This window comes from Cellulosimicrobium sp. 22598 (assembly GCF_052044445.1).
GTDB classification, from domain to species: Bacteria; Actinomycetota; Actinomycetes; order Actinomycetales; family Cellulomonadaceae; genus Cellulosimicrobium; species Cellulosimicrobium cellulans_G.
The window spans coordinates 113,251-133,530 of record NZ_JBQEMZ010000012.1; the positions used below are offsets into that span (position 1 = coordinate 113,251).

A 20,280-nucleotide genomic window follows, 5' to 3' on the forward strand; every position below is an offset into this window, starting at 1 on the left:
AATCTCTCTCCTTCGAGGGAACTTCGTCCCCGGCGCGGTGCCGGGGCGGTCGAGCATGCGTGAGTACTGCGTGAGAACTGCGTGGGGCGCTGGGTCGCCCGGGGTGGACCGCGGTCCGGCTACTCCTGTTCCGTGGTGCTCTCCTGCACCCGGACCGCGGTGTCCAGGCGGAGGTCGTGGACGGAACGCCCCACCCGGAGCCGGTAGGTCCCGGCCGGGAGGTGCCAGCGTCCGCTGTCGGTGTCCCACACCTCGAGCTGACGGCGGGGGACGGTCACGGTGACGTCGGCGGAGGCCCCCGCGGCGACGTCGACGACGGCGAACCCGCCGAGCCAGCGGACCGGACGGTCGCGCTCGGCGACCGGGGCCGACGCGGGCGCGACCGGGGGTTCGACGTAGACCTGGACGACCTCGCGGCCGTCGCGGGGCCCGGTGTTGGTGACGCGGACCGTGAGGGTCGCGTCGCCGTCGGGCGTGCGGGCGGGGAGATGGTCAGGCTCGCCGGACGCGTCGTACGACCACGTCGTCCAGCCCAGCCCGTGCCCGAAGGGTGCGGCAGGGACGGCGCCCGAGCGCTCCCACGCGCGGTAGCCGACGTGGACGCCGTCGGCGTACTCGACGACCCCCTGGTCGGGGACCGCGTGCGGGACGGGGACGTCGGCCTCGTCGGCCGGGAGCGTCCAGGGGAGGCGGCCCGCCGGCTCGACGACGCCCGCGAGGACGTCCGCGATCGAGTGCCCGGCCTCCTGGCCCGGGAACCACACCCACAGCACGGTGCGCGCGCGGTCGAGCCAGGGGAGGAGCACAGGGGCGCCCGCGTTCACGACGACGACCGCGTCCGGGTCGGCGTCGAGGACCCGCTCGACGAGCTCGTCCTGACGGCCGGGCAGCGCGAGGGAGGTGCGGTCCCAGCCCTCGGACTCGACCTCCTCGTTCGTCCCGACGACGACGACGGTCAGGTCGGCCGCGCGGGCCGCCTCGACGGCGTCGGCGATCTCCTGCTCGACGCTCGGCGCCGGGACGCGGTGGCGGAGCTCCGCGCGGACGAGGTTCCCGTACCCCTGGGCGCGCGTGACGAGGAGCGACGCCGTGATCCGCACGCGGCGCGGCGCGTCGACGTGCACGGTCGTGGGGACGCCCGCCGGGTTGTTGATCGAGGAGTCGAGGATGACCTCGACCCCCGAGCGGCGGTCGTCCTCCGCGACGACGACCCCGTCGATCTCGATGGTGTGACCCGGGACCGTGCCGACCTCGAGCACGTGGTCCCCGGGCTCGTCGAGCAGGACGTCGACGTCGAGCACGACGGTGTCGACCTCGGCGGGCAGGTCGCGCAGGAACCCGTCCCAGCGGGGCAGGACGGACTTGCGGAGCGTCGCGCCCTCGGCGTCGAGCCAGGTCATCGCGACGGCGGCGCCGTCGGCGCTGCGGCCCTCCACGTCGAGCCGCGGGGCGAACCGGCGCGCGTCGCCGCCGCGGGCGACGGTGAGCGTGGCGTCGGGCCAGCGCGCGGCCAGGCCCTCGGCGGGCGTGACGACGTGCGCGGGGTTCACGGTCGAGCTGCCGCCGCCGAGCACGTGCGGGCGCACCGCGTTGGGGCCGACGAGCGCGATCGACCGCGGTGCCGGACGGTCCCACACGGGGTTCGCGATGTCGGAGCGCAGGACGACCGTGCCGGCGGCGGCGGTGCGGCGCACGAGCGCGCGCAGGTCGCCGTCGTGCGTGACGGGTCGGGCGGGCTCGTCGAGCGCGCCGACCCGGCGCGCGAGCAGGAGGATGCGCGCGACCTTGTCGTCGATCTCGCTCTCGGGGACGCGGCCCTCCTCGACCGCGCGGACGAGGGCGTCCTCCCACGGGCCGCCCGGGCCGGGCATGACGACGTCGAGGCCGCCGTTCGCGGAGAGCTCGGTCGTGTGCGTCGCGACCCAGTCGGAGACCACGGCGCCGTCGAACCCGAGCTCGTCCTTGAGGACGTCGGTGAGCAGGTGCCGGTGCCCGGTCATGGGACCCGACTCCACGCCGTCGTCCACCTGGTTGTACGCCGCCATGACGGACCACGCGCCCGCCGCGACCGCGTCCTCGAACGGCGCGAGGTAGACCTCGCGCAGGACGCGGGGGTCGACGTGCGACACGTACGACGTGCGCTCGGTCTCGGAGTCGTTGGCGACGTAGTGCTTGACGCACGCGGCGACACCCTGGTCCTGGAGGCCGCGCACGACGCCGGTGCCGATCTGCGCGGTGAGGTACGGGTCCTCGGAGTAGCACTCGAAGTGCCGGCCGCCGACGGGCGTGCGCTGGATGTTGACCTGGGGCGCGAGGACGACGTCGACGCCGTGCGTGCGTGCCTCACGGGCGAACGCCTGCCCGGTCTCGTGCGCGACCGCCCGGTCCCACGTCGCGCCGATCGCGCTGGGGGACGGGAAGAGGATCGAGGTCTCGCCCTCGACCTCGCTCGTGCCGCGGACCCCGACGGGGCCGTCGGACATGACGACGGGGCGCAGCCCGAGCTCGTCCAGGGCGTGCAGGCGCCACATGGACCGGCCGGTGAGGAGGCGGACCTTCTCGCGGAGGGGCAGCCCTTGCGCACGGGTGCGCAGGGTGGCGAGCTCCGCGGGGTCGCGCTCTCCCGCGAGGGACTGCGATGTCACGTACGTGCTCCTCGTCGTCGAGTCGTCTGTCGAGCGGAGAACTTACCGTGCAGTCAGTAAGTTGGCAAGAATCTGCGTTTCCCCAGGTCAGATCGATATCTCACCGTGACCTTTGCCGAGAACGGGGCTCGGAGGCGCTGCCGCGTGCGTAGGATCACCCCGGACGGCGACGGACCGAGGGCGTGCTCGGTGCCGGGGCGCCGACGTCGGCGCCGACCGTGGCGCACCGGGCACCACGACGAGGAAGTGACGAGGCGATGACCACGAGCAGGCGGCGCCCCCGCGTGCGGGAGGAGACCCTCCGGCGCCGCGAGGAGATCCTCAAGGCCGCCATGGCGACCTTCGGGAGCAAGGGCTACCACAACGGCCCCCTGGCGGAGATCGCCGAGCAGGTCGACATGACCCACGCCGGGATCCTCCACCACTTCGGGTCCAAGGACCATCTCCTCCTCGAGGTGCTGCGCTACCGCGACGAGAGCGACGTCGCCGGCCTCGACGGGCAGCACATCCCGGGCGGCATCGACATGTTCCGCCACCTGGTCCGCACGGCGTTCCTCAACGCGCAGCGCGCCGGGATCGTGCAGACGTACGCCGTGCTCTCCGCGGAGTCCGTGACCGACGACCACCCCGCGCGCGCCTTCTTCGAGGGCCGGTACCGCACGCTGCGCACCGAGGCCGTGGAGGCGTTCGAGGCGCTGTGCGCGGAGCGGGGCGTCGCGGTCCCCGCGAGCGTCCGGCACGCGTCGGCGTCGATCCTCGCCGTCATGGACGGCCTCCAGGTCCAGTGGCTCCTCGACCCCACGCAGGTCGAGCTCGGCGAGGCGAGCGAGTTCGCCATCGAGGCGATCGTCTCCGCGGTGCTCGACCCGCGCCCGTCCCCGCTCGGGGCCGTCCCGGTGCCGACGACGGAGAGCGGCGCCGCGGACGCCGTGGACGTCGACCTCCCCGTGGAGGCGGCGACCGCCTGACGGCGGCCGGCGTCGCGCTCCGGGCGGTCCCGCGGCCGCGGTCCTTCGGTCCCGGAGGGTCGCGGACCACAGGCCCTGGTCGGCCGCGGCGGGCGACGGCGAGGATCGAGGTCGTGCAGACCCTCGCCCAGGCGTTGACCACCCAGTCGGAGGCGGCCCGGAAGAAGGTCGGCTCGGCGAGACGCCCGGCGCGCTACCTCGTCGCCGCGATGCTCGCGGGCGCGTACATCGGCGTCGGGGTGGTCCTCATGGTCGCGACCGCCGGGCCCTTCCTCGCGGCCGGGTCGCCGGGGGAGCGGCTCGTCGCCGGGGGTGTGTTCGCCGCGGCGCTGACCCTCGTCGTGTTCGCCGGGGCCGAGCTCGCGACCTCGGCCATGATGATCCTCGCCCAGGGTGTCGCGACGCGCGCGGTCCGGGTGCGTGACGCCGTCCTCACGCTCGGGCTGTGCCTCGTCGGCAACCTCGCCGGCTCGATGCTGTTCGCGTTCGCGGTCACGCAGGCCGGGGTGCTGCACTCCAACGCGCCCGCGGGCGAGATGGTCGCGTCGATGCTGCGGGCGAAGGCCCACGAGACCGGCGGCGAGCTCTTCTTCCGCGGCGTCCTGTGCAACCTCCTCGTGTGCGCCGCGATCTGGGCCTGCGGTCGCCTGCGCTCCGAGGCGGGCCAGGCGATCGTCCTCTTCTGGGCGATCCTCGCGTTCATCGCCTCCGGCTTCGAGCACGTGGTCGCCAACATGACGACCTTCTCGCTCGGCCTCCTCGGCGGCCTGGGTCCGACGACGTGGGCCGACTTCGCCCGCAACATCGCCTGGGTCGGTCTCGGCAACCTCGTCGGCGGCGCCCTCGTCGTCGGGCTCGCCTACGTCGTCGTCGCCGGCCCGGCCCGAGAGGCCGGGCGGGGTGCGCCCTCGACGGTCGCGACCTCGGGACCGGTCGTGCTCCCGATGCCGGCGATCCGGCGCGCGACCGCGCCCCTCGACCGGAGCCACCGCGCGGGCTGACGCCGCGCCGCCCGGGCCCGCATGGCGGGACGGGCTTGGCCGGTCGGCGGGACGCGTGCGTATCATCGATCGACCCACAAGCACCCGGCGGGCCGTTGAGAGAGACGGAGGCCGGCGACAGATGGAGCAGCACGTGGCACTTGTCGTGCAGAAGTACGGCGGTTCGTCCGTATCCGACGCCGAGAGCATCAAGCGCGTGGCCAAGCGCATCGCGCAGACCAAGAGGGCCGGGCACGACGTCGTCGTCGTGGTCTCGGCGATGGGCGACACGACGGACGAGCTCATCGACCTCGCGCAGCAGGTCACGCCCCTCCCGCCGCAGCGCGAGATGGACATCCTCCTCACCGCGGGCGAGCGCATCTCGATGTCGCTGCTCGCGATGGCGATCAACAGCCTGGGCGTCAAGGCGAAGTCCTTCACGGGACAGCAGGCGGGCGTCATCACCGACGCCGTGCACGGCAAGGCGCGCATCGTCGACGTCGTCCCGCACCGCATCCGCGAGACGATCGAGCGCGGCCAGGTCGCGATCGTCGCGGGCTTCCAGGGCGTCACGCAGTCGACGAACGACGTGACGACGCTCGGCCGCGGCGGGTCGGACACGACCGCCGTCGCGCTCGCCGCCGGCCTCGACGCCGACGTGTGCGAGATCTACACGGACGTGGACGGCATCTTCACGGCCGACCCGCGCATCGTCCCGAGCGCGCGCAAGATCGACCGCATCACGTACGAGGAGATGCTCGAGATGGCGGCGAGCGGGGCCAAGGTCCTCGCGCTGCGCTGCGTCGAGTACGGCCGCCGGTACGGCGTGCCCATCCACGTGCGCTCGTCGTTCAGCGGCAAGGACGGCACGTTCGTCAGCGCGGACGCCTACTCTGCGCCGCAGCCCGCCGTCGGTGCCGCCCCCAGCTCTGCAGACCTTCCCGAGGAGACCGTCATGGAAGACCCGATCATCTCCGGCGTCGCGCACGACCGCAGCGAGGCCAAGATCACCGTCGTCGGGGTGCCCGACGTCCCCGGGACGGCCGCGCGCATCTTCGAGGTCGTCGCCGGCTCGGGCGTGAACATCGACATGATCGTGCAGAACGTGTCGGCCGCCCGCACGGGCCTGACCGACATCTCGTTCTCGCTGCCGGAGGGCGACGGGCCGGCCGCGATGTCGGCGCTGTCCGCGCTGCAGGGCGAGATCGGGTTCGACTCGCTGCAGTTCGACGACCAGATCGGCAAGCTCTCGCTCGTCGGTGCGGGCATGAAGTCGCACCCGGGCGTCTCCGCGAAGCTCTTCGGGGCGCTGCGCGACGCGGGCATCAACATCGAGATGATCTCCACCTCGGAGATCCGCATCTCGGTCGTCACCCGCGAGGACTCGCTCGACGACGCGGTGCGCGCCGTGCACACCGCGTTCGAGCTCGACGCCGCCGACGGCGAGGCCGTCGTCTACGCCGGCACCGGCCGCTGAGAGGACGAGGAACCATGAGCACCGAGAACCGTCAGGGCCTGCACGTCGCCGTCGTCGGCGCGACCGGCCAGGTGGGCGCCGTCATGCGCCGCCTCCTCGACGAGCGCGACCTGCCCGTCGCGAGCATCCGCTACTTCGCGTCGGCACGCTCCGCCGGGTCGACGCTCCCGTGGCGCGGGACCGACGTCGTCGTGGAGGACGTCGCCGCGACGTCGACCGACGACCTGCGCGGGATCGACGTCGCCCTGTTCTCCGCGGGCGGCGCGACGTCGAAGGCGCAGGCCGAGCGCTTCGCCGAGGCGGGCGCCGTCGTGATCGACAACTCGTCCGCGTGGCGCATGGACCCGGACGTCCCGCTCGTCGTGTCCGAGGTGAACCCGGGCGCGCTGCGCGAGGCGCGCAAGGGGATCATCGCCAACCCGAACTGCACGACCATGGCCGCGATGCCGGTGCTCAAGCCGCTCGCGGACGAGGCCGGGCTGGAGCGCCTGATCGTCGCGACGTACCAGGCCGTGTCCGGCGCCGGTCTCGCCGGTGCGGAGGAGCTGCGCGCGCAGGCGGTCGCGGGCGCCGCGGCGGAGGGCACGGGCGCGGGCCTGGTCGGGCTCGTGCACGACGGCGGCGCGGTCGCCTTCCCGGAGCCCGCGGTCTTCCCGCGCAACGTCGCGTTCAACGTCGTCCCGATCGCCGGGTCGATCGTCGACGACGGGCAGGAGGAGACGGACGAGGAGAAGAAGCTTCGCAACGAGTCGCGCAAGATCCTCGGCCTGCCGGGGCTCGCCGTCGCGGGCACGTGCGTGCGCGTCCCGGTGTTCACCGGCCACTCGCTCGCGATCCACGCGGAGTTCGGGAACGCGATCACGCCCGACCGGGCGCGCGAGATCCTCGCCGCCGCGCCGGGCGTCGTGCTCGCCGACGTCCCGAACCCGCTCGCGGCGGCCGGGAAGGACCCGTCGTTCGTCGGCCGCATCCGCACCGACCAGTCCGTCCCCGACGGCCGCGGCCTCGTGCTCTTCGTGTCGAACGACAACCTCCGCAAGGGCGCCGCGCTCAACGCGGTGCAGCTCGCGGAACTCGTCGCCCAGGACCTCGACGCCGTCCGCGCGGCGTTCACCCCCGCCCTCGCGAAGTAGAGCCCCGGTACCGCGAGGTAGAGCCCCGGTACCGCGAGGTAGAGCCCTGGTCATCGACCAGGGCTCTACGTCGTGGTGGGAGGTCCAGGGCCTCAGCCCCCGACCAGGCGTGCCATGTTCTCGCCGTCGGCGAGGCCGACGATGTTGCCGGCCGGGTCGGTGAACCAGGCCCCGTCGCCGCCCTCCATGAAGCCGCGCACGATGCCCTTGTCGTCCTGGTCGAACCCTTCGTAGCGCTCGAACGTCACGCCCTTCGCGGTGAGCTCGTCGACGACCTGGTCCACGTCGTCGACGGTGAGGTGCATGACCGTGAAGGCGGCCGGCCGATGGTCCTCCTTCGGGTACACGAACACGTCCGAACCGCCGCCGAGGTGCAGCACCAGACCACCCCCGTCGTCGAGTGCCGTGACGGGGAGCCCGAGGGTTCCTCCGTAGAAATCGCGCGCCGCGTCGAGGTCGTCCGCCGAGAAGCTGGAGAACCCGCGCCGAATGGTGACCATCGTCGTCTCACTCCTTCGTGACCGCCGGCGGCCGGAGGGCGTGACCCGCCGCGGACGCCGGATCCTCCCAGGGTCCCACCGCCGGGCCGCCGTGGGTACCGCCCGGAGCGGGTGATCGTCGCGCTCAGGGCGTGCGGCGGGTGCCCAGCGTCGGCGCGAGCACCCAGAGGGCCGCCGCGGCGAGCACGTGCCAGGCGGCGTGACCCTGGAGCGTGACGCCGAGGGGTCCGCTCGCGTCGCACAGCGGCCACCCGGGGCGGGTGAGGGTCCCGACCCCGCCGCCCACGGCGAGCAGCACGAGCGCGGTGACGGTGCGGCGTCGGACGGCGGGGCGACGCCACGCCCGCAAGGCGCTCGCGCCCACGGCGACGCCGGCCGCGACCACCTGGGCCGTGGTCGACCACGGGAGCGCCACGGCGGCGAGCACCACCCCGAGCAGCGTCGGGGCGAGCCACCACCAGGTCCGCAGCCGGCGGCCCGCGAGGTCCGCGACGGCGTCGGCCGCGACGAGCGCGAGCGCGCCGAGCAGGGGCGGGTCGTGCGCGACGGGGTCCCACGCGGGCGACGGCCCGTGCTGGACCACGGACCCTGCCCCGATGAGGGTGACCAGGATCCCGAAGGCGACGCGCAGGCGCGTGGTCGCGGCGGCGTCGGGCCGAGGCGTGCCCGACGACGGACCCGGGCGGGGGCGCAGCGCCGCCACCACGACGGCCGCGCCCGCGACGACGAACGCGAGGCTCGTCCACGTGCTCAGCGGCTCGGCCCAGGGCGTCCCGCCCGCGAGCTCGCACGCTGCGTCCACACCGCCTCCCGCGAGGTAGAGCCGTCGTCACTCCCAGGGTGCCGCCTCGCACGACCAGCCCTCTACCTCGCGAGACCAGGCCTCTACCTCGCGGGACCAGGGCTCTATCTCGCGGGACCAGGTCTCTACCTGGGCGTACCAGGGCTCTACCTCGCGCGAACGGGGTTGCGGGACCGTCGGCATCTGTGGTTCATTAGTGGAGTAATGAACCGCAGAAGGCGCGAGGCGGGAGAGGATGGTGCCCATGTTCGACGGACCGGAACCCATCTACCTCCAGATCGCGCAGATGATCCGGGCGCAGGTGCTCGCGGGCGAGCTCGCGGAGGAGGAGCAGGTCATGTCGACCACGCAGTTCGCGACGACGTTCCGCATCAACCCGGCGACGGCCGCGAAGGCGTTCGCCGGGCTCGTCGACGAGGGTGTCCTGTACAAGCGGCGCGGCCTCGGCATGTTCGTCGCCCCCGGGGCGCGGGAGCGGCTGCTCGCCGACCACCGCGCCCGGTTCTTCGACGAGGTCCTCGCGCCGGCGCTCGCCCAGGCCGACCTCCTCGACGTCCCGACGGCCGAGATCGTGGACTACGTCCTCGGCCGGTCGCGCCCCGCCGGACCCGGCACCGGCGGCGCCCCCAGCACCGGCCCGACCACCGACCCCACCCCGAGGTGAGACCCGTGACCGCCCGGCCCACCAGCCGCCCCACCGACCAGGACCCGACCGCCGGGACCACGACCTCGGCCCCGGCGCCGTTCGCGGCCGAGGTGCGCGACGTCGTCGTGCGCTACCCGCGCAGCGACGGCGTCCCGGCGCTGGACCGCGCGACGCTCACGGTCCGCCCGGGCGTCATCACGGGCCTGCTCGGCCGCAACGGCGCGGGCAAGACGACGCTCGCGGCCCTGCTGGCAGCCTTCCGCCGGCCCACGGCCGGGACCGTGCGGGTCGGGCCGGCGGGCGACCTCGAGGACCCGTTCGAGAACGTGTGGGCGACCGTGCACACCCAGCTCGTCCGGGAGAGCGGCGACGTGTGGGAGACCGACAAGGCCCGCGACACGCTCGAGTACTACGCGGACCTGCGCCCGCACTGGGACGCCGACCTCGCCGCGCGCCTGCTCGACGAGCTCGAGGTGGACGTCCGCAAGAAGCCGAGCGAGATGTCGCGCGGCAAGCGCTCGGCGCTCGGCGCCGTCATCGGCCTCGCGGCGCGTGCGCCGCTCACGATCTTCGACGAGGTCTATCTCGGCATGGACGCCCCGAGCCGGTACGCGTTCTACGACGCGCTCGTCGCGGACTACGCCGAGCACCCGCGCACGATCCTGCTGTCGAGCCACCTCATCTCCGAGGTGGAGCGGCTCTTCGAGGACGTCGTCATCATCGACCGCGGGCGTGTCCTGCTCGCCGAGAACGCCGACGACGTCCGGGCCCGGGGCGTGAGCCTCACCGGCCCCGCGGAGGTGGTCGAGCGGCACGCCGCGGGCCACGAGGTGCTCGCGCGCCAGCGGCTCGGCGGCACGGCCCAGGTGACGCTCTTCGGCACGTTCGCCGACGACGAGCGGGCGGCCGCCGCGGAGGCCGGGCTGGAGGTCGGCGCCGTCCCCGTCCAGGACCTGTTCGTCCACCTCACCCGTGCCGGGCGCGACGAGGCGGGGGCGCGGCCCGACACGACGGAGGAGGCACGATGACCGCCACGACCCACCGCAGCGCCGAGCGCCGGGCCGTCGAGTCCGCCGCCCACCGGCGCGGCGTCAAGGCGGTCGCCTGGTACTTCATCGGCGGCACCTGGTACGTCGGGGTCTGGTTCTGGGCGATCGCGCTCGCGGTCGGGGCGCTCATCCTCTGGATCATGCACCGCAACGACGACGTCAGCATCGAGGCGGTCGGGGGAGTCGCCGGCTCGGCGAAGTTCTTCCTCTTCGTGATGGGCATCATCCTGCCCCTCATGACGATCGCCGTGCACGTCGCGTCGGGCGGCACGCGCCGCTCGTACACGCACGGGCTGTGGATCGGCGCCGTCGTGTCGGGCCTGACGTTCGGCGTCGCGAGCGCGCTCGTGAAGTGGGGGGCGTGGTCGCTGTTCCGGGACGCGGGGTGGGCGACCGAGCCCGAGCTCGGGCAGCTCTACGGCGACGGCTCCCAGGTGGGCCTCGTGATCCTCGTCGAGGGCATCTTCTGCGTCGTGTACTACCTGGCCGGGATGGTCGTCGCCGCCGGCTTCTACGGGTTCGGGTTCCTGCGCGGGGTGCTCCTCGTCCTGGCGTCGCTCGTCCCCGTGGTGGTCGCCGAGGTCTTCCTCCGCTCCGGCTTCTTCGGTGACGCGCTCGCGCGCGTCGTCGGTCTCGACGGCACCCCCGTCGGGCTCGCCGTCCTCGGCGGGGCGGTCGGGGTGGCGCTCGCCGCACTGCTCCTGCGCGTCGTCCTGCGGGGCGTCGCGATCCGACCGGTCGAGTTCGCCGCGAGCGCGAGCGGCTGACCGGACGCACCGCACCCACCGCACCCACCGTTCCCCGAGAGCCCACCGAGCGGCCCTGCGCCGCGCGTGGGTCTCGCACACCCTCGTGGAGGTCAGCATGAGCCCCGCACCACCGCCCGCCGACGGCGCGACCGTCGCGTCGCCCGCCCCGACCCCTGCACCGTCGGCGGGCGCGTCGCCCGTCGTCGAGGTCCGCAACCTGCGCAAGACCTACCCCGGGCCGGGGGGTCGCGGGGACGCAGCGGCCCGCACGGTCGCCGTCGAGGACGTGAGCCTCACCGTCCGGGCGGGCGAGATCTTCGGCATCCTCGGCCCCAACGGCGCCGGGAAGACGACGACCGTCGAGTGCCTCGCCGGTCTGCGCGAGGCCGACGGCGGGGCGGTCCGCGTGCTCGGCGTCGACCCGCAGACGGACCCGGCCGCCGTGCGCGACGCGGTCGGGGTCCAGCTCCAGGAGGCGGCGCTCCACGAGAAGATCACGGTCGAGGAGGCGATGCGCCTCTTCGCGTCCTTCTACGCGTCGCCGTCGGACGTGGAGGAGCTGCTCGACCTCCTCGACCTCGCCGCGCACCGGCGCGTCGCGTTCGGCAAGCTCTCGGGCGGGCAGAAGCAGCGTCTCTCGATCGCGCTCGCGCTCGTCGGCAACCCGCGCGTCGCGATCCTCGACGAGCTGACCACGGGCCTCGACCCGGCCGCGCGCCGCGCCACGTGGGAGCTCGTGGAACGCGTGCGGGACCGGGGCGTGACGATCCTGCTCGTCACGCACTTCATGGAGGAGGCGGAGCGCCTGTGCGACCGGCTCGTCATCATCGACGGCGGTCGCGTGGTCGCGCAGGGCACGCCCGCGGAGCTCATCGACTCCGTCGACACGTCGCGCACGGTCCGGCTGCGCGTACCGCCTGCCGACCACGACCTGGCGCTCCACACGCTCGCCGGCCTCGCCGACGTCGAGCGCGTCGAGGTCGACGCGCGCGAGATCGTGGTGACCGGGTCGCGCCGCGTGCTGCTCGCCGTCGTGCTCGCGCTCGCCGAGCAGGAGGTCGTGCCCGACGACGTCCGGACCGTCTCCCGGACGCTCGAGGACGTCTTCGTCGCCGTGACCGGCCGGACCTACGACCACGCCGCGGACACCGCGGCCCTGCACGAGGGAGCCGCACGATGACCGCCGCGACGACGACCCTGCCCCACGTCCCCGCCGCCCGCTCGGGCTGGCGAGGGTTCAGGACGCTCCTGCTGACCGAGGCCCGACTGTTCCTGCGCGACGGCGCGGCCGTGTTCTTCGCGCTCGCGTTCCCCACGGTCCTGCTCGTCGGCGTCGGCTTCGCCATCCCGGGCATGCGGGAGCCGATCACGGGGGCGGGCGCGCCCTGGGACGGACTGACGGCGATCGCGACCTACCTGCCGGTCGTCCTCGCCGCCGCGGTGGCGACGCCCGCGCTGACGACGATGCCCGTGACCTTCGCGACCGCCCGCGAGAAGGGGCTGCTCCGCCGGCTGTCGACGATCCCCATGCGCCCGCAGGGCGTGGTCGTCGCCCACCTCGTCATCAACCTCGGCGCGATCGCCGTGTCGTCCGCGCTCGCGCTCGTCGTCGGCCAGGTCGTGTTCGGCCTCGCCGCGCCCGTCAGCCCGCTCACGGTCGTGCTGGCCTTCGTGCTCACCGTCCTGTCCATGCTCTCGCTCGGCATGGTCGTCGCGGCGGTCGCCGCCAAGGGGAGCACCGCGTCGGCGATCGGGAACCTCGTCTACTTCCCGATGCTCTTTCTCTCGGGCATGTGGACGCCGGGCCCGATCATGCCCGACGTCGTGCGGGACGTGGGCCAGTTCTCCCCGCTCGGGGCGGCCGCCCAGGCCATGTCGGCGGGATGGTTCGAGACGGAGGTCCCCACGCTCCAGCTCGTCGTGATGGTCGCGTGGACCGCCGTGCTCCTCCCGCTCGCGGTGAAGCTCTTCCGCTGGAGCTGAGCCTCAGATCGCCCGCGAGCCCAGCTCGCGGGCGGTCTCGGCGAAGGCGCGGACCTCGGTGGTCTCCCGGTCGCGCAGCCAGACGAGCACCCACTCGGTGTCGGGGACGTCGACGATCGGCACGTACACGACCCCCGGGTGCGTGTAGTACCGCCGGACGTGCGCGTTGAGCGGGGTGACCGCCTCGCCCGAGGCGACCACGGTCAGCACCTCGTGGAACGTGCGCGCGACCGGCCCGCGCAGCACCGGGCGGCCCGACGGCGTCCGGCGGGGCACCATGGCCTCCTCCCAGTACGTGGGGACGCCGGTCCCGAGGTCGAGCACCGCGTGGTCGCCGAGGACCTCGAGGGACACCGCGTCCTCGCCCGCGAGCGGGTGCCCCGCCGCGACGGCGAGGACGCGTCCCTCCGTGAGCACGCGCGGCCCCACGACGACGTCGGGCTCGCGGACCGGGGACCACGTCACCTGCAGGTCCGCCTCGCCTTCGCGCAGCGCCCCGAAGGGGTCCGAGAAGTGGAACTCGCGGCGCTCCACCGAGCACCCCGGGTGCCGCTCCCCGAACGCGTCGACCACCGGCTGCAGCTCGTGGCCGACGATGCCCATCGCGGCGACGCGCAGCACGCCGGCCGGGCGCTCTCCCGTGCGGCTGGCCGCCGCGATCCCGGACTGGATGAGCTCGTAGCCCTGGCGCAGGTCGTCGCGCAGGCGGGCGCCGACCGGAGTGAGCTCGACGCGTCGGCTCGTGCGCTCGAACAAGGTCGTGCCCATGCGGCGCTCCTGGCGGCTGATCGCCTGGCTCACGCGCGCGGGGGAGACGTGGAGCCGCTCGGCGGTGCGCCCGAAGTGGAGCTCGTCGGCGAGCGTCAGGAAGATCTCGATGTCCCTCAGCTCCACGCGGCCACCTCTGCCTCCGTCTCCGTCGCCGTGCACCGTTCACACCGGGTGAACGATCCACCCAGCATGCGTCATTGATGACGAATCGGTGGAATCCGAGGCTGGAACCATGAGACGACTCACCTACTTCGTCGCCCTGTCCATCGACGGCTTCCTCTCGGGCCCGGACGACGAGGTCGACTTCTATCCCTCCTCCGACGCGTACAGCGCGCGCATGATCGACACGTTCCCCGACGTCCTGCCCACGCACGGGCGCCGCCAGCTCGGGGTCGACGACGCCCCCCACCGCACGTTCGACACGATCGTCATGGGCAGGCGGACGTACGAGCCCGCGCTCCGGCTGGGGATCACGAGCCCGTACGCGCACCTGCGCCAGTACGTCGTCTCGACGTCGCAGCCCGAGCTCGACCCGGCGGTGACGATCGTGCGCGACGACCCGGTCGGGCTCGTGCGAGCGCTCAAGGCCGAGGACTCCCCGTTCGACATCTACCTCGCGGGCGGCGGCGTCCTCGCGGGCGCGCTCCGCGGCGAGATCGACCGGCTCGTCGTCAAGCTCTACCCCGTCGTGGCCGGTGCCGGTCGGAGCGCGTTCGGTGGTACCGCGTTCCGGCCCACGACCTACGACCTGACCGACGTCGCCACGTTCGACGGCGGCAACGCCGTCCTCACGTACGACCGTGCCTGAGCGCGCCCCCGCACGCGTGCTCCGGCACCGTGCGTCGATCCTCACGGCCCGCGCCGTCGTGACCGTCCGCCTGCTGCGGCCGCGCTGCCGCCGTCGTGCGCGCCGTCGGGCTGGGGGCGGGGACGCCGCGGTCCTCGACGGCGCCCTCGACGATCCCGACCGCGCCCCGGTCCGACCGCGACCCGCGTGCCACCCCGGGCGAGGCCGCGAGGACGCACCTAGCGTGGCCGGCATGAGGCCGTTCCTGCTGCTCGCGTCGCGCGCGGAGGACCCCGCCGCCGACGGGGAGCACGCAGCGGTGCTCCGGTACTCCGGGCTGGACGCCGGTGCGCTGCACCGCGTGCGCATGGAGGCCGGACCGCTGCCGGCGATCGACCTCGGCGACTACTCGGGGGTGATCGTCGGCGGCAGCCCGTTCGACTCGTCCCTGCCCGAGAAGGACAAGTCGCCGACCCAGCGCCGCGTCGAGCGCGACCTCGCGCCGCTCCTGGACGAGATCGTCGAGCGCGACGTCCCGTTCCTCGGCGCGTGCTACGGCGTCGGGACGCTCGGGCTGCACGAGGGCGCCGTCCTCGACGACACGTTCGCCGAGCCCATCTCGCCCGTGACGATCCGGCTCACGCCGGAGGGCCGGGCCGACCCGCTCCTCGCCGACCTGCCCGACGCGTTCGAGGCGTACGTCGGGCACAAGGAGGCCGTGACCCGGCTGCCGTCGCACGCGGTGCTGCTCGCGACGTCGGACGCCTGCCCGGTCCAGATGTTCCGGGTCAAGGAGAACCTCTACGCGACGCAGTTCCACCCCGAGCTCGACCTGGACGGCATCCTCACGCGCATCGGCGTCTACCGCGACTACGGGTACTTCGCGCCCGAGGCGGCGGGCGACGTCGAGGCGACCGTCCGCCGCGGCGACGTCTGGGCGCCGCACCGCATCCTCGCCGCGTTCGTCCGTCGCTACGCGCGCGACTGACGAGCACGCGGTCAGCGGGAAGCGGGCGCCGACTGCAGCTCGGGAGCGGCGGCCTCCGCGTCCGCGGGCGGCTCGCCGACCTCGAGCGGCTCGGCGGCCTCGAGGGCGACGGCGCGGCGGTGCGCCCGGACCGACCACGCGACGGCTGCGGCCCACACGACGGCGACGACGCCGAGCACGACGCCCTGGACCGCACCGCTCGCGTCGACCCAGTCCGAGCGCAGCAGCGTGCGGACGTTGGTGAGGACGATGACGCCGCCCACCGCCGAGCCCAGGATCCGGGGCGGCAGCAGCCGCACCAGCCAGGCCGCGATCGGCGCCGCGACCAGGCCGCCGAGCAGCAGCGCGCCGACCCACAGCAGGTCGATCCCCTGCCTGCCGAGCGAGAACAGGAAGCCGAGGGACGCGGCGACCGCGACGAGGAACTCGCTCGTGTCGATCGACCCGATGACCTTGCGCGGCTCGATCCGGCCCGACGCGAGCAGCGCCGGCGTCCCCACGGGTCCCCAGCCACCGCCGCCCGTCGCGTCGACGAAGCCGGCGACCAGGCCGAGCGGCGCGAGGAACCGCTTGCGCAGCGGGAGGCCCTGCCGGCCCTTCGGCAGCCCCACGAACGTGAACCGCGACAGCACGTACACGCCGAGCGCCAGGAGGAGCAGCGACATGACCGGCGCGGCGAGCTCGGTCGACAGGTTCGACAGGAACGTCGCGCCTGCGAACGCGCCGATCGCGCCCGGGACGCCGATCCGCACGACGACCTTCCAGTCCACGTTCCCGAACCGCCAGTGCGCCGCACCCGACGCGAGGGTCGTCCCGATCTCCGCGAGGTGGATCGTCGCCGACGCCGCCGCGGGGTTCGTCCCGATCGCGAGCAGGAGCGTCGTCGAGGTCACGCCGTACGCCATGCCGAGGCTGCCGTCGACGAGCTGCGCACCGAGGCCCACGAGGGCCAGCAGGATGAGGGTCCGCACCGCGTCCTCCGTGCTCGGGGTGGGCCGGGGCAGCCCCGACGTGTCCCGACAAGGTTGACCGAACGAGTCCAGTATGTGAAGCGCCGACCACATCGTGGGCCAGTGTTAACGGGCGCGTCTCGATCTACCGCCCCACAGCCGATGTCGCCACGCGCCACCACGCGCCGCGTGGTGACGAGAAGCGAGAAATGGCCCCGAGAACGAGGCCCGGAGCGGCCACTTCTCGCATCTCGGCCGGGCCCCACCCAGCACCGGGCGGCACGACGGCGCACGGTCCGACCCCACCGCGGACCCGACCCAGCGGAGCGCCCGACCGCGGGCTCAGCGGGTCAGGGGTTCTCCCAGGCGTCGGCGCGGGCGGCGAGGGCGTGGACGTCGTCGGGGAGGTCACGGCGGACGACGTCGTCGATCGTCACGCGGTCGAGCACGTCGCGGACGCTCGCGCGGAGGGCGACCCAGACCTCGAGGAGAGCGGCCGCGGAGCCCTCGTACTCGAGGCTCGGGGGGCGCTCGTCGCGCACGGTGACGAGCGGTCCGTCGACGGCGCGGAAGACGTCGGCGAGGGTCACCTCGGACGCGGGGCGCGCGAGGCGGTGGCCGCCGGAGCGGCCGCGGACGCTCGCGACGATGCCGGCGCGGCGCAGGTCGCCGAGGATCCGTTCGAGGAAGGAGACCGGCAGGCCCTGGCCGGCCGCGAGGTCCTCCGCCCGCACGGGGTCGCCGTGGGGGGACGCCGCGAGCTCGGCGCACGCCCGCACCGCATAGTCAGCCTTCGCCGAGACACGCATGGGGCCATTGTGCCGTGCGCACGGTCGCGGACCGCCGTGCGGGGCGCCTCCGGGCGCGATCTCACCCGCGTGGGCCCTGCTCACCGGTTCGGGTTCCCCCTACGCTGTGACCCGTGGACGTGCGCGAACGCAACAACGTGCGGGTCATGGGACCGCGGGATGGCCCGACGATGGTCTTCGCGCACGGCTTCGGTTGCGACCAGTCGATGTGGCGCTTCGTCGCGCCCGTCTTCGCGGCGGACCACCGGGTGGTGCTGTTCGACCACTCGGGTTGCGGCGCGTCCCACCCGGCCGCGTACGACCCCGCGCGGCACGCGGAGCTGGGGGGCTACGTCGCGGACATGATCGAGGTCGTGGAGGACGTCGCGGACGAGCCGGTGATCCTCGTGGGTCATTCGGTGAGCGCGGTGATCGCGCTCCTCGCGGCGGCGGACCGGCCCGACCTCGTCGACCGCCTGGTGCTCGTCGGGCCGAGCCCCCGGTACGTCGACGACGAGGGGTACCGCGGCGGGTTCTCGGCGGAGGAGATCGACGAGCTGCTCGAGACGATGGACGCGAACTACCTGGGCTGGACGCAGGCGATGGCGCCGGTGATCGTCGGGAATCCCGACCGCCCGGCGCTGGGGGACGAGCTCGCGGAGGTCTTCCGGCGCAACGACCCGGCGATCGCCCGGCAGTTCGCGCGCGTGACGTTCCTCGGAGACAATAGGGCGGACCTGGCGCGCGTGCGGACCCCGGCCCTCGTCGTGCAGAGCCGGGAGGACGTCATCGCCCCGCAGACGGTGGGGCGGTACGTGCACGAGCACCTGGCGGGGAGCGAGCTGGTCGTCATCGACTCGGTCGGGCACTGCCCGAACCTGTCGCACCCGGCGCTCCTCGTCGAGGCGATGCGCCACTGGCTCGGGGACTCCTGATGGTGATGTCGCGCGGCGAGCGCTGGGTGCTCGCGCCCGTCGCGCTCCTGCTCCTCGACGCGGAGGGGCGGGTGCTCGACGGGAACGACGAGTTCCTGCGCCTGCTGGACGTGCCCGACGTGGAGGCGGTCGCCGGGCGCCGGCTCGCGGACCTGCTGACGGTGGGCGGCCGCATCTACTGGGAGACCCACCTCGGTCCGCGCCTGCACATCGAGGGGCGGGTCGACGAGGTCGCGGTGGAGCTGCGGACGCCGCGCGGGCGCGAGCCGGTGCTCCTCACGGCGATCGGGCGCGAGGTCCGCGGCGAGCGGCTCGTCGAGGTCGCGATGCTGGGGGCGCGCGAGCGGTCCCGGTTCGAGCACGAGCTGGTGGGTGCCCGACGCGCCGCGGAGGAGGCGGAGCGGCGCGTGCGGCTGCTGCACGGGATCGCCGCCGACCTGGCGAGCGTCGCCGGTCTCGACGGCGTCGCGTGGGTCCTGCTCCGGGCCGCGGTGACGATGCTCGGGGCGGGCGACGCCGCCCTGTGGACGCCGCAGGAGGGCGGCCCGCTGCGCCGCTGGGGCGGCGCGGCGGGCGTGACCGCCCCGACGATCGAGGAGCTGGCCGAGGCGGGCGTGCGCGCGGACGGGACCGTCGTCGTCCCGCTGCGCACGGCGGGGGCGCTGCTCGGCGTCCTCGCGCTGGAGCCGCGCCGGGCGGCCGGCTCGGAACCGGTCGACCTCGGCACGGCCGCCGCGGCCGGGCAGCTCGCGGCGCTCGCGCTGGCACGGGCCACGACCCACGAGCAGAGCGTGTCGGTCGCGAGCGAGCTGCAGGGCGCGATGCTGTCGGACGGGATCGTCGCCGACCCGCACGTGGAGATCGCGGCCTGCTACCGCCCCGGTGTGCACGACCTGCAGGTCGGCGGCGACTGGTACGACACGTTCCGCGTGGCCCCGGACGTCGTCGCGCTCTCGGTCGGGGACGTGGTGGGGCGCGGGCTCAAGGCCGCGACCGCGATGGGGCAGCTGCGGACGGCGGTCCGTGCGGCGTCGGACACCGGGCTGCCGCCGGAGGAGGTGGTCGAGCGGCTCGACCGCTTCGTGGACCGGACCGGGACGGGGTTCATGGCGAGCCTCGTGTACGGGGAGCTCGAGCTGGTGGAGGGGGTGCTGCGCTACGCGTGCGCCGGTCACCTGCCGCCGCTGCTCGTGCGCGCGGACGGGTCGGCGGGCTACCTGTGGGAGGCGCGGTCCACCCCGTTGGGCGTCCGGGGCACGACGCCGCGCGTCGCCGACACGGTCGCGCTCGCCCCGGGGGACCTGCTGCTCCTCTTCACCGACGGCGTCGTCGAGCGCCGCGACCGGCCGCTCGCGCTCGCGCTCGACGAGCTCGCGGAGATCGTCACGAACGCGCTCGGGGCCGGGCTGAGCGGGACGGAGCTGCTGGAGGCGGTCGTCGCGCGCGCTCCCGAGGACGACGACGCGTGCCTGCTCGCGGTGCGCTGGCTCGGCCCGGAGGCGTCGGACGAGCCCGCGACGGAGCCGTCGCGCGTCGCGTCAGCGGACGAAGAAGGGGCCGGCTGAGGGGTCCGCGAGCCGCCCGAGCGCGTGGCCGAGGCGCTCGACCGTGGAGCGGGCGAGGTCGTCGGGCAGGTCGTCCGGGGCGAACCACGCGACCGCGAGCGACTCGTCGTCCGCGACGTGCGCCGCCGCGGCGGCGGCCGGGGACACGGGCCGGCACAGGAACGCGAGGTCGAGGTACTGCGAGCGGTCGCCGTTGGGGTACTCGACCGGCTCGGTGACGGTCACCGCGACGAGCGCGTCCACGACGACCTCGACGCCCGTCTCCTCGCGCACCTCGCGCGCGAGCCCCACCGCGGGGTCCTCGCCGGGCTCGAGGATCCCGCTGATGACGGCCCACTGCCCGGTGTCGGCGCGCTGTCCGAGCAGCAGGCGGCCGTCGTCGTCCACCACGACGGCCGACACCCCCGGCATCCACAGGAGGTCGGTCCCGACGCGGGACCGCAGGGCGGCGACGAACTCGGGGATCGGCATGCCCCGAGCCTAGGCGGGCGCGCCGGTCCGGGCCGACCGGCTCGTGAGACGCGCCGACCGGACCGCAGAGGCCCTGTGCTACGGTCGCTCCGT

The 20,280-nt window shown here is 74.3% G+C and carries 20 protein-coding genes; 13 read left to right on the forward strand and 7 right to left on the reverse strand.

All coding sequences use genetic code 11. The annotated features are described in order from the left end of the window. Positions 1–119: 119 nt before the first annotated feature. Entirely contained in the window at positions 120–2,645 is a 2,526-nt protein-coding gene (locus ACTJIY_RS14410; RefSeq protein ID WP_440674665.1) for a beta-glucosidase family protein, read from the reverse strand. Positions 2,646–2,902: 257 nt separating this feature from the next. On the opposite strand from ACTJIY_RS14410, the gene ACTJIY_RS14415 reads away from it, so the two are divergent. The 4 genes from ACTJIY_RS14415 to ACTJIY_RS14430 all read left to right on the forward strand — a co-directional run bounded on the left by ACTJIY_RS14415 (position 2,903) and on the right by ACTJIY_RS14430 (position 7,203). Beyond that, the gene (locus tag ACTJIY_RS14415) at positions 2,903–3,613 is read left to right on the forward strand and encodes a TetR/AcrR family transcriptional regulator (protein ID WP_440674664.1); all 711 of its coding nucleotides are present in this window, start codon (positions 2,903–2,905) and stop codon (positions 3,611–3,613) included. A gap of 113 nt (positions 3,614–3,726) precedes the next feature. Further along, a complete protein-coding gene (locus ACTJIY_RS14420; RefSeq protein ID WP_353708363.1) occupies positions 3,727–4,614 on the forward strand; it encodes a formate/nitrite transporter family protein in 888 nt (295 codons plus the stop codon). Positions 4,615–4,747: 133 nt separating this feature from the next. Beyond that, positions 4,748–6,070 carry an aspartate kinase gene (locus ACTJIY_RS14425; protein WP_253053958.1) on the forward strand — a complete coding sequence of 441 codons (1,323 nt, stop codon included), beginning with the start codon at positions 4,748–4,750 and terminating at the stop codon, positions 6,068–6,070. A gap of 14 nt (positions 6,071–6,084) precedes the next feature. Next, complete coding sequence (locus ACTJIY_RS14430; RefSeq protein WP_353708364.1) at positions 6,085–7,203, forward strand: aspartate-semialdehyde dehydrogenase; 1,119 nt, start codon at positions 6,085–6,087, stop codon at positions 7,201–7,203. A gap of 92 nt (positions 7,204–7,295) precedes the next feature. Here ACTJIY_RS14430 and ACTJIY_RS14435 read toward each other — a convergent pair whose 3' ends face one another. Next, positions 7,296–7,703 (reverse strand): VOC family protein, encoded by a 408-nt coding sequence (locus ACTJIY_RS14435; RefSeq protein WP_253053954.1) that lies wholly within the window; start codon positions 7,701–7,703, stop codon positions 7,296–7,298. Positions 7,704–7,827: 124 nt separating this feature from the next. Next, entirely contained in the window at positions 7,828–8,505 is a 678-nt protein-coding gene (locus tag ACTJIY_RS14440) for a hypothetical protein (protein ID WP_440674663.1), read from the reverse strand. A 244-nt stretch (positions 8,506–8,749) separates the two neighbouring features. On the opposite strand from ACTJIY_RS14440, the gene ACTJIY_RS14445 reads away from it, so the two are divergent. The 5 genes from ACTJIY_RS14445 (at position 8,750) to ACTJIY_RS14465 (ending at position 12,932) form a co-directional block, all read left to right on the forward strand. Beyond that, positions 8,750–9,169: a GntR family transcriptional regulator gene (locus tag ACTJIY_RS14445; protein WP_440674662.1), complete on the forward strand. Its 420-nt coding sequence runs from the start codon at positions 8,750–8,752 to the stop codon at positions 9,167–9,169. Positions 9,170–9,174: 5 nt separating this feature from the next. Further along, positions 9,175–10,179 (forward strand): ATP-binding cassette domain-containing protein, encoded by a 1,005-nt coding sequence (locus ACTJIY_RS14450; protein ID WP_440674661.1) that lies wholly within the window; start codon positions 9,175–9,177, stop codon positions 10,177–10,179. Then, the gene (locus tag ACTJIY_RS14455; protein WP_440674660.1) at positions 10,176–10,967 is read left to right on the forward strand and encodes a hypothetical protein; all 792 of its coding nucleotides are present in this window, start codon (positions 10,176–10,178) and stop codon (positions 10,965–10,967) included. The genes ACTJIY_RS14450 and ACTJIY_RS14455 overlap by 4 nt, the downstream gene beginning before the upstream one ends. Before the next feature lie 97 nt (positions 10,968–11,064). Beyond that, complete coding sequence (locus tag ACTJIY_RS14460) at positions 11,065–12,129, forward strand: ABC transporter ATP-binding protein (protein WP_440674659.1); 1,065 nt, start codon at positions 11,065–11,067, stop codon at positions 12,127–12,129. Then, positions 12,126–12,932, forward strand: coding sequence for an ABC transporter permease (locus ACTJIY_RS14465; protein WP_440674658.1), 807 nt, complete (start codon positions 12,126–12,128; stop codon positions 12,930–12,932). Before ACTJIY_RS14460 ends, ACTJIY_RS14465 begins: the two co-directional genes overlap by 4 nt. A gap of 3 nt (positions 12,933–12,935) precedes the next feature. Here the strand turns inward: ACTJIY_RS14465 and ACTJIY_RS14470 are convergent, their stop codons facing one another. Beyond that, the gene (locus ACTJIY_RS14470) at positions 12,936–13,826 is read right to left on the reverse strand and encodes a LysR family transcriptional regulator (RefSeq protein ID WP_353708370.1); all 891 of its coding nucleotides are present in this window, start codon (positions 13,824–13,826) and stop codon (positions 12,936–12,938) included. A 109-nt stretch (positions 13,827–13,935) separates the two neighbouring features. Between ACTJIY_RS14470 and ACTJIY_RS14475 the strand changes: the two genes are divergently transcribed. Beyond that, complete coding sequence (locus ACTJIY_RS14475) at positions 13,936–14,511, forward strand: dihydrofolate reductase family protein (RefSeq protein WP_253053938.1); 576 nt, start codon at positions 13,936–13,938, stop codon at positions 14,509–14,511. 232 nt (positions 14,512–14,743) lie between these two features. Next, entirely contained in the window at positions 14,744–15,478 is a 735-nt protein-coding gene (locus ACTJIY_RS14480) for a glutamine amidotransferase (protein WP_253053936.1), read from the forward strand. Positions 15,479–15,489: 11 nt separating this feature from the next. On the opposite strand, the gene ACTJIY_RS14485 is transcribed toward ACTJIY_RS14480, so the two are convergent. Together ACTJIY_RS14485 and ACTJIY_RS14490 are read right to left on the reverse strand one after the other, a co-directional pair. Further along, complete coding sequence (locus ACTJIY_RS14485) at positions 15,490–16,449, reverse strand: sulfite exporter TauE/SafE family protein (protein WP_440674657.1); 960 nt, start codon at positions 16,447–16,449, stop codon at positions 15,490–15,492. 329 nt (positions 16,450–16,778) lie between these two features. Further along, on the reverse strand, positions 16,779–17,237 hold the full coding sequence (locus ACTJIY_RS14490) for an RrF2 family transcriptional regulator (protein WP_047232267.1): 459 nt from the start codon (positions 17,235–17,237) through the stop codon (positions 16,779–16,781). Between the two features lie 113 nt (positions 17,238–17,350). Between ACTJIY_RS14490 and ACTJIY_RS14495 the strand changes: the two genes are divergently transcribed. Continuing rightward, positions 17,351–18,151 carry an alpha/beta fold hydrolase gene (locus tag ACTJIY_RS14495; protein ID WP_308202330.1) on the forward strand — a complete coding sequence of 267 codons (801 nt, stop codon included), beginning with the start codon at positions 17,351–17,353 and terminating at the stop codon, positions 18,149–18,151. After that, positions 18,151–19,716 carry a SpoIIE family protein phosphatase gene (locus tag ACTJIY_RS14500; protein ID WP_253053930.1) on the forward strand — a complete coding sequence of 522 codons (1,566 nt, stop codon included), beginning with the start codon at positions 18,151–18,153 and terminating at the stop codon, positions 19,714–19,716. Before ACTJIY_RS14495 ends, ACTJIY_RS14500 begins: the two co-directional genes overlap by 1 nt. On the opposite strand, the gene ACTJIY_RS14505 is transcribed toward ACTJIY_RS14500, so the two are convergent. After that, positions 19,690–20,187: an NUDIX hydrolase gene (locus ACTJIY_RS14505; RefSeq protein ID WP_253053928.1), complete on the reverse strand. Its 498-nt coding sequence runs from the start codon at positions 20,185–20,187 to the stop codon at positions 19,690–19,692. The two genes, ACTJIY_RS14500 and ACTJIY_RS14505, sit on opposite strands and share 27 nt — an antisense overlap. Positions 20,188–20,280 lie beyond the last annotated feature (93 nt).

Excerpts from the sequence above, each read along its gene's own strand:
- ACTJIY_RS14500 (WP_253053930.1), top strand. The coding sequence starts at position 18,151 with ATGGTGATGTCGCGCGGCGAGCGCTGGGTGCTCGCGCCCGTCGCGCTC.
- ACTJIY_RS14465 (WP_440674658.1), top strand. The coding sequence starts at position 12,126 with ATGACCGCCGCGACGACGACCCTGCCCCACGTCCCCGCCGCCCGCTCG.
- ACTJIY_RS14460 (WP_440674659.1), top strand. The coding sequence starts at position 11,065 with ATGAGCCCCGCACCACCGCCCGCCGACGGCGCGACCGTCGCGTCGCCC.
- ACTJIY_RS14415 (WP_440674664.1), top strand. The coding sequence starts at position 2,903 with ATGACCACGAGCAGGCGGCGCCCCCGCGTGCGGGAGGAGACCCTCCGG.
- ACTJIY_RS14445 (WP_440674662.1), top strand. The coding sequence starts at position 8,750 with ATGTTCGACGGACCGGAACCCATCTACCTCCAGATCGCGCAGATGATC.
- ACTJIY_RS14480 (WP_253053936.1), top strand. The coding sequence starts at position 14,744 with ATGAGGCCGTTCCTGCTGCTCGCGTCGCGCGCGGAGGACCCCGCCGCC.
- ACTJIY_RS14435 (WP_253053954.1), bottom strand. The coding sequence starts at position 7,703 with ATGGTCACCATTCGGCGCGGGTTCTCCAGCTTCTCGGCGGACGACCTC.
- ACTJIY_RS14455 (WP_440674660.1), top strand. The coding sequence starts at position 10,176 with ATGACCGCCACGACCCACCGCAGCGCCGAGCGCCGGGCCGTCGAGTCC.
- ACTJIY_RS14490 (WP_047232267.1), bottom strand. The coding sequence starts at position 17,237 with ATGCGTGTCTCGGCGAAGGCTGACTATGCGGTGCGGGCGTGCGCCGAG.
- ACTJIY_RS14505 (WP_253053928.1), bottom strand. The coding sequence starts at position 20,187 with ATGCCGATCCCCGAGTTCGTCGCCGCCCTGCGGTCCCGCGTCGGGACC.
- ACTJIY_RS14430 (WP_353708364.1), top strand. The coding sequence starts at position 6,085 with ATGAGCACCGAGAACCGTCAGGGCCTGCACGTCGCCGTCGTCGGCGCG.
- ACTJIY_RS14475 (WP_253053938.1), top strand. The coding sequence starts at position 13,936 with ATGAGACGACTCACCTACTTCGTCGCCCTGTCCATCGACGGCTTCCTC.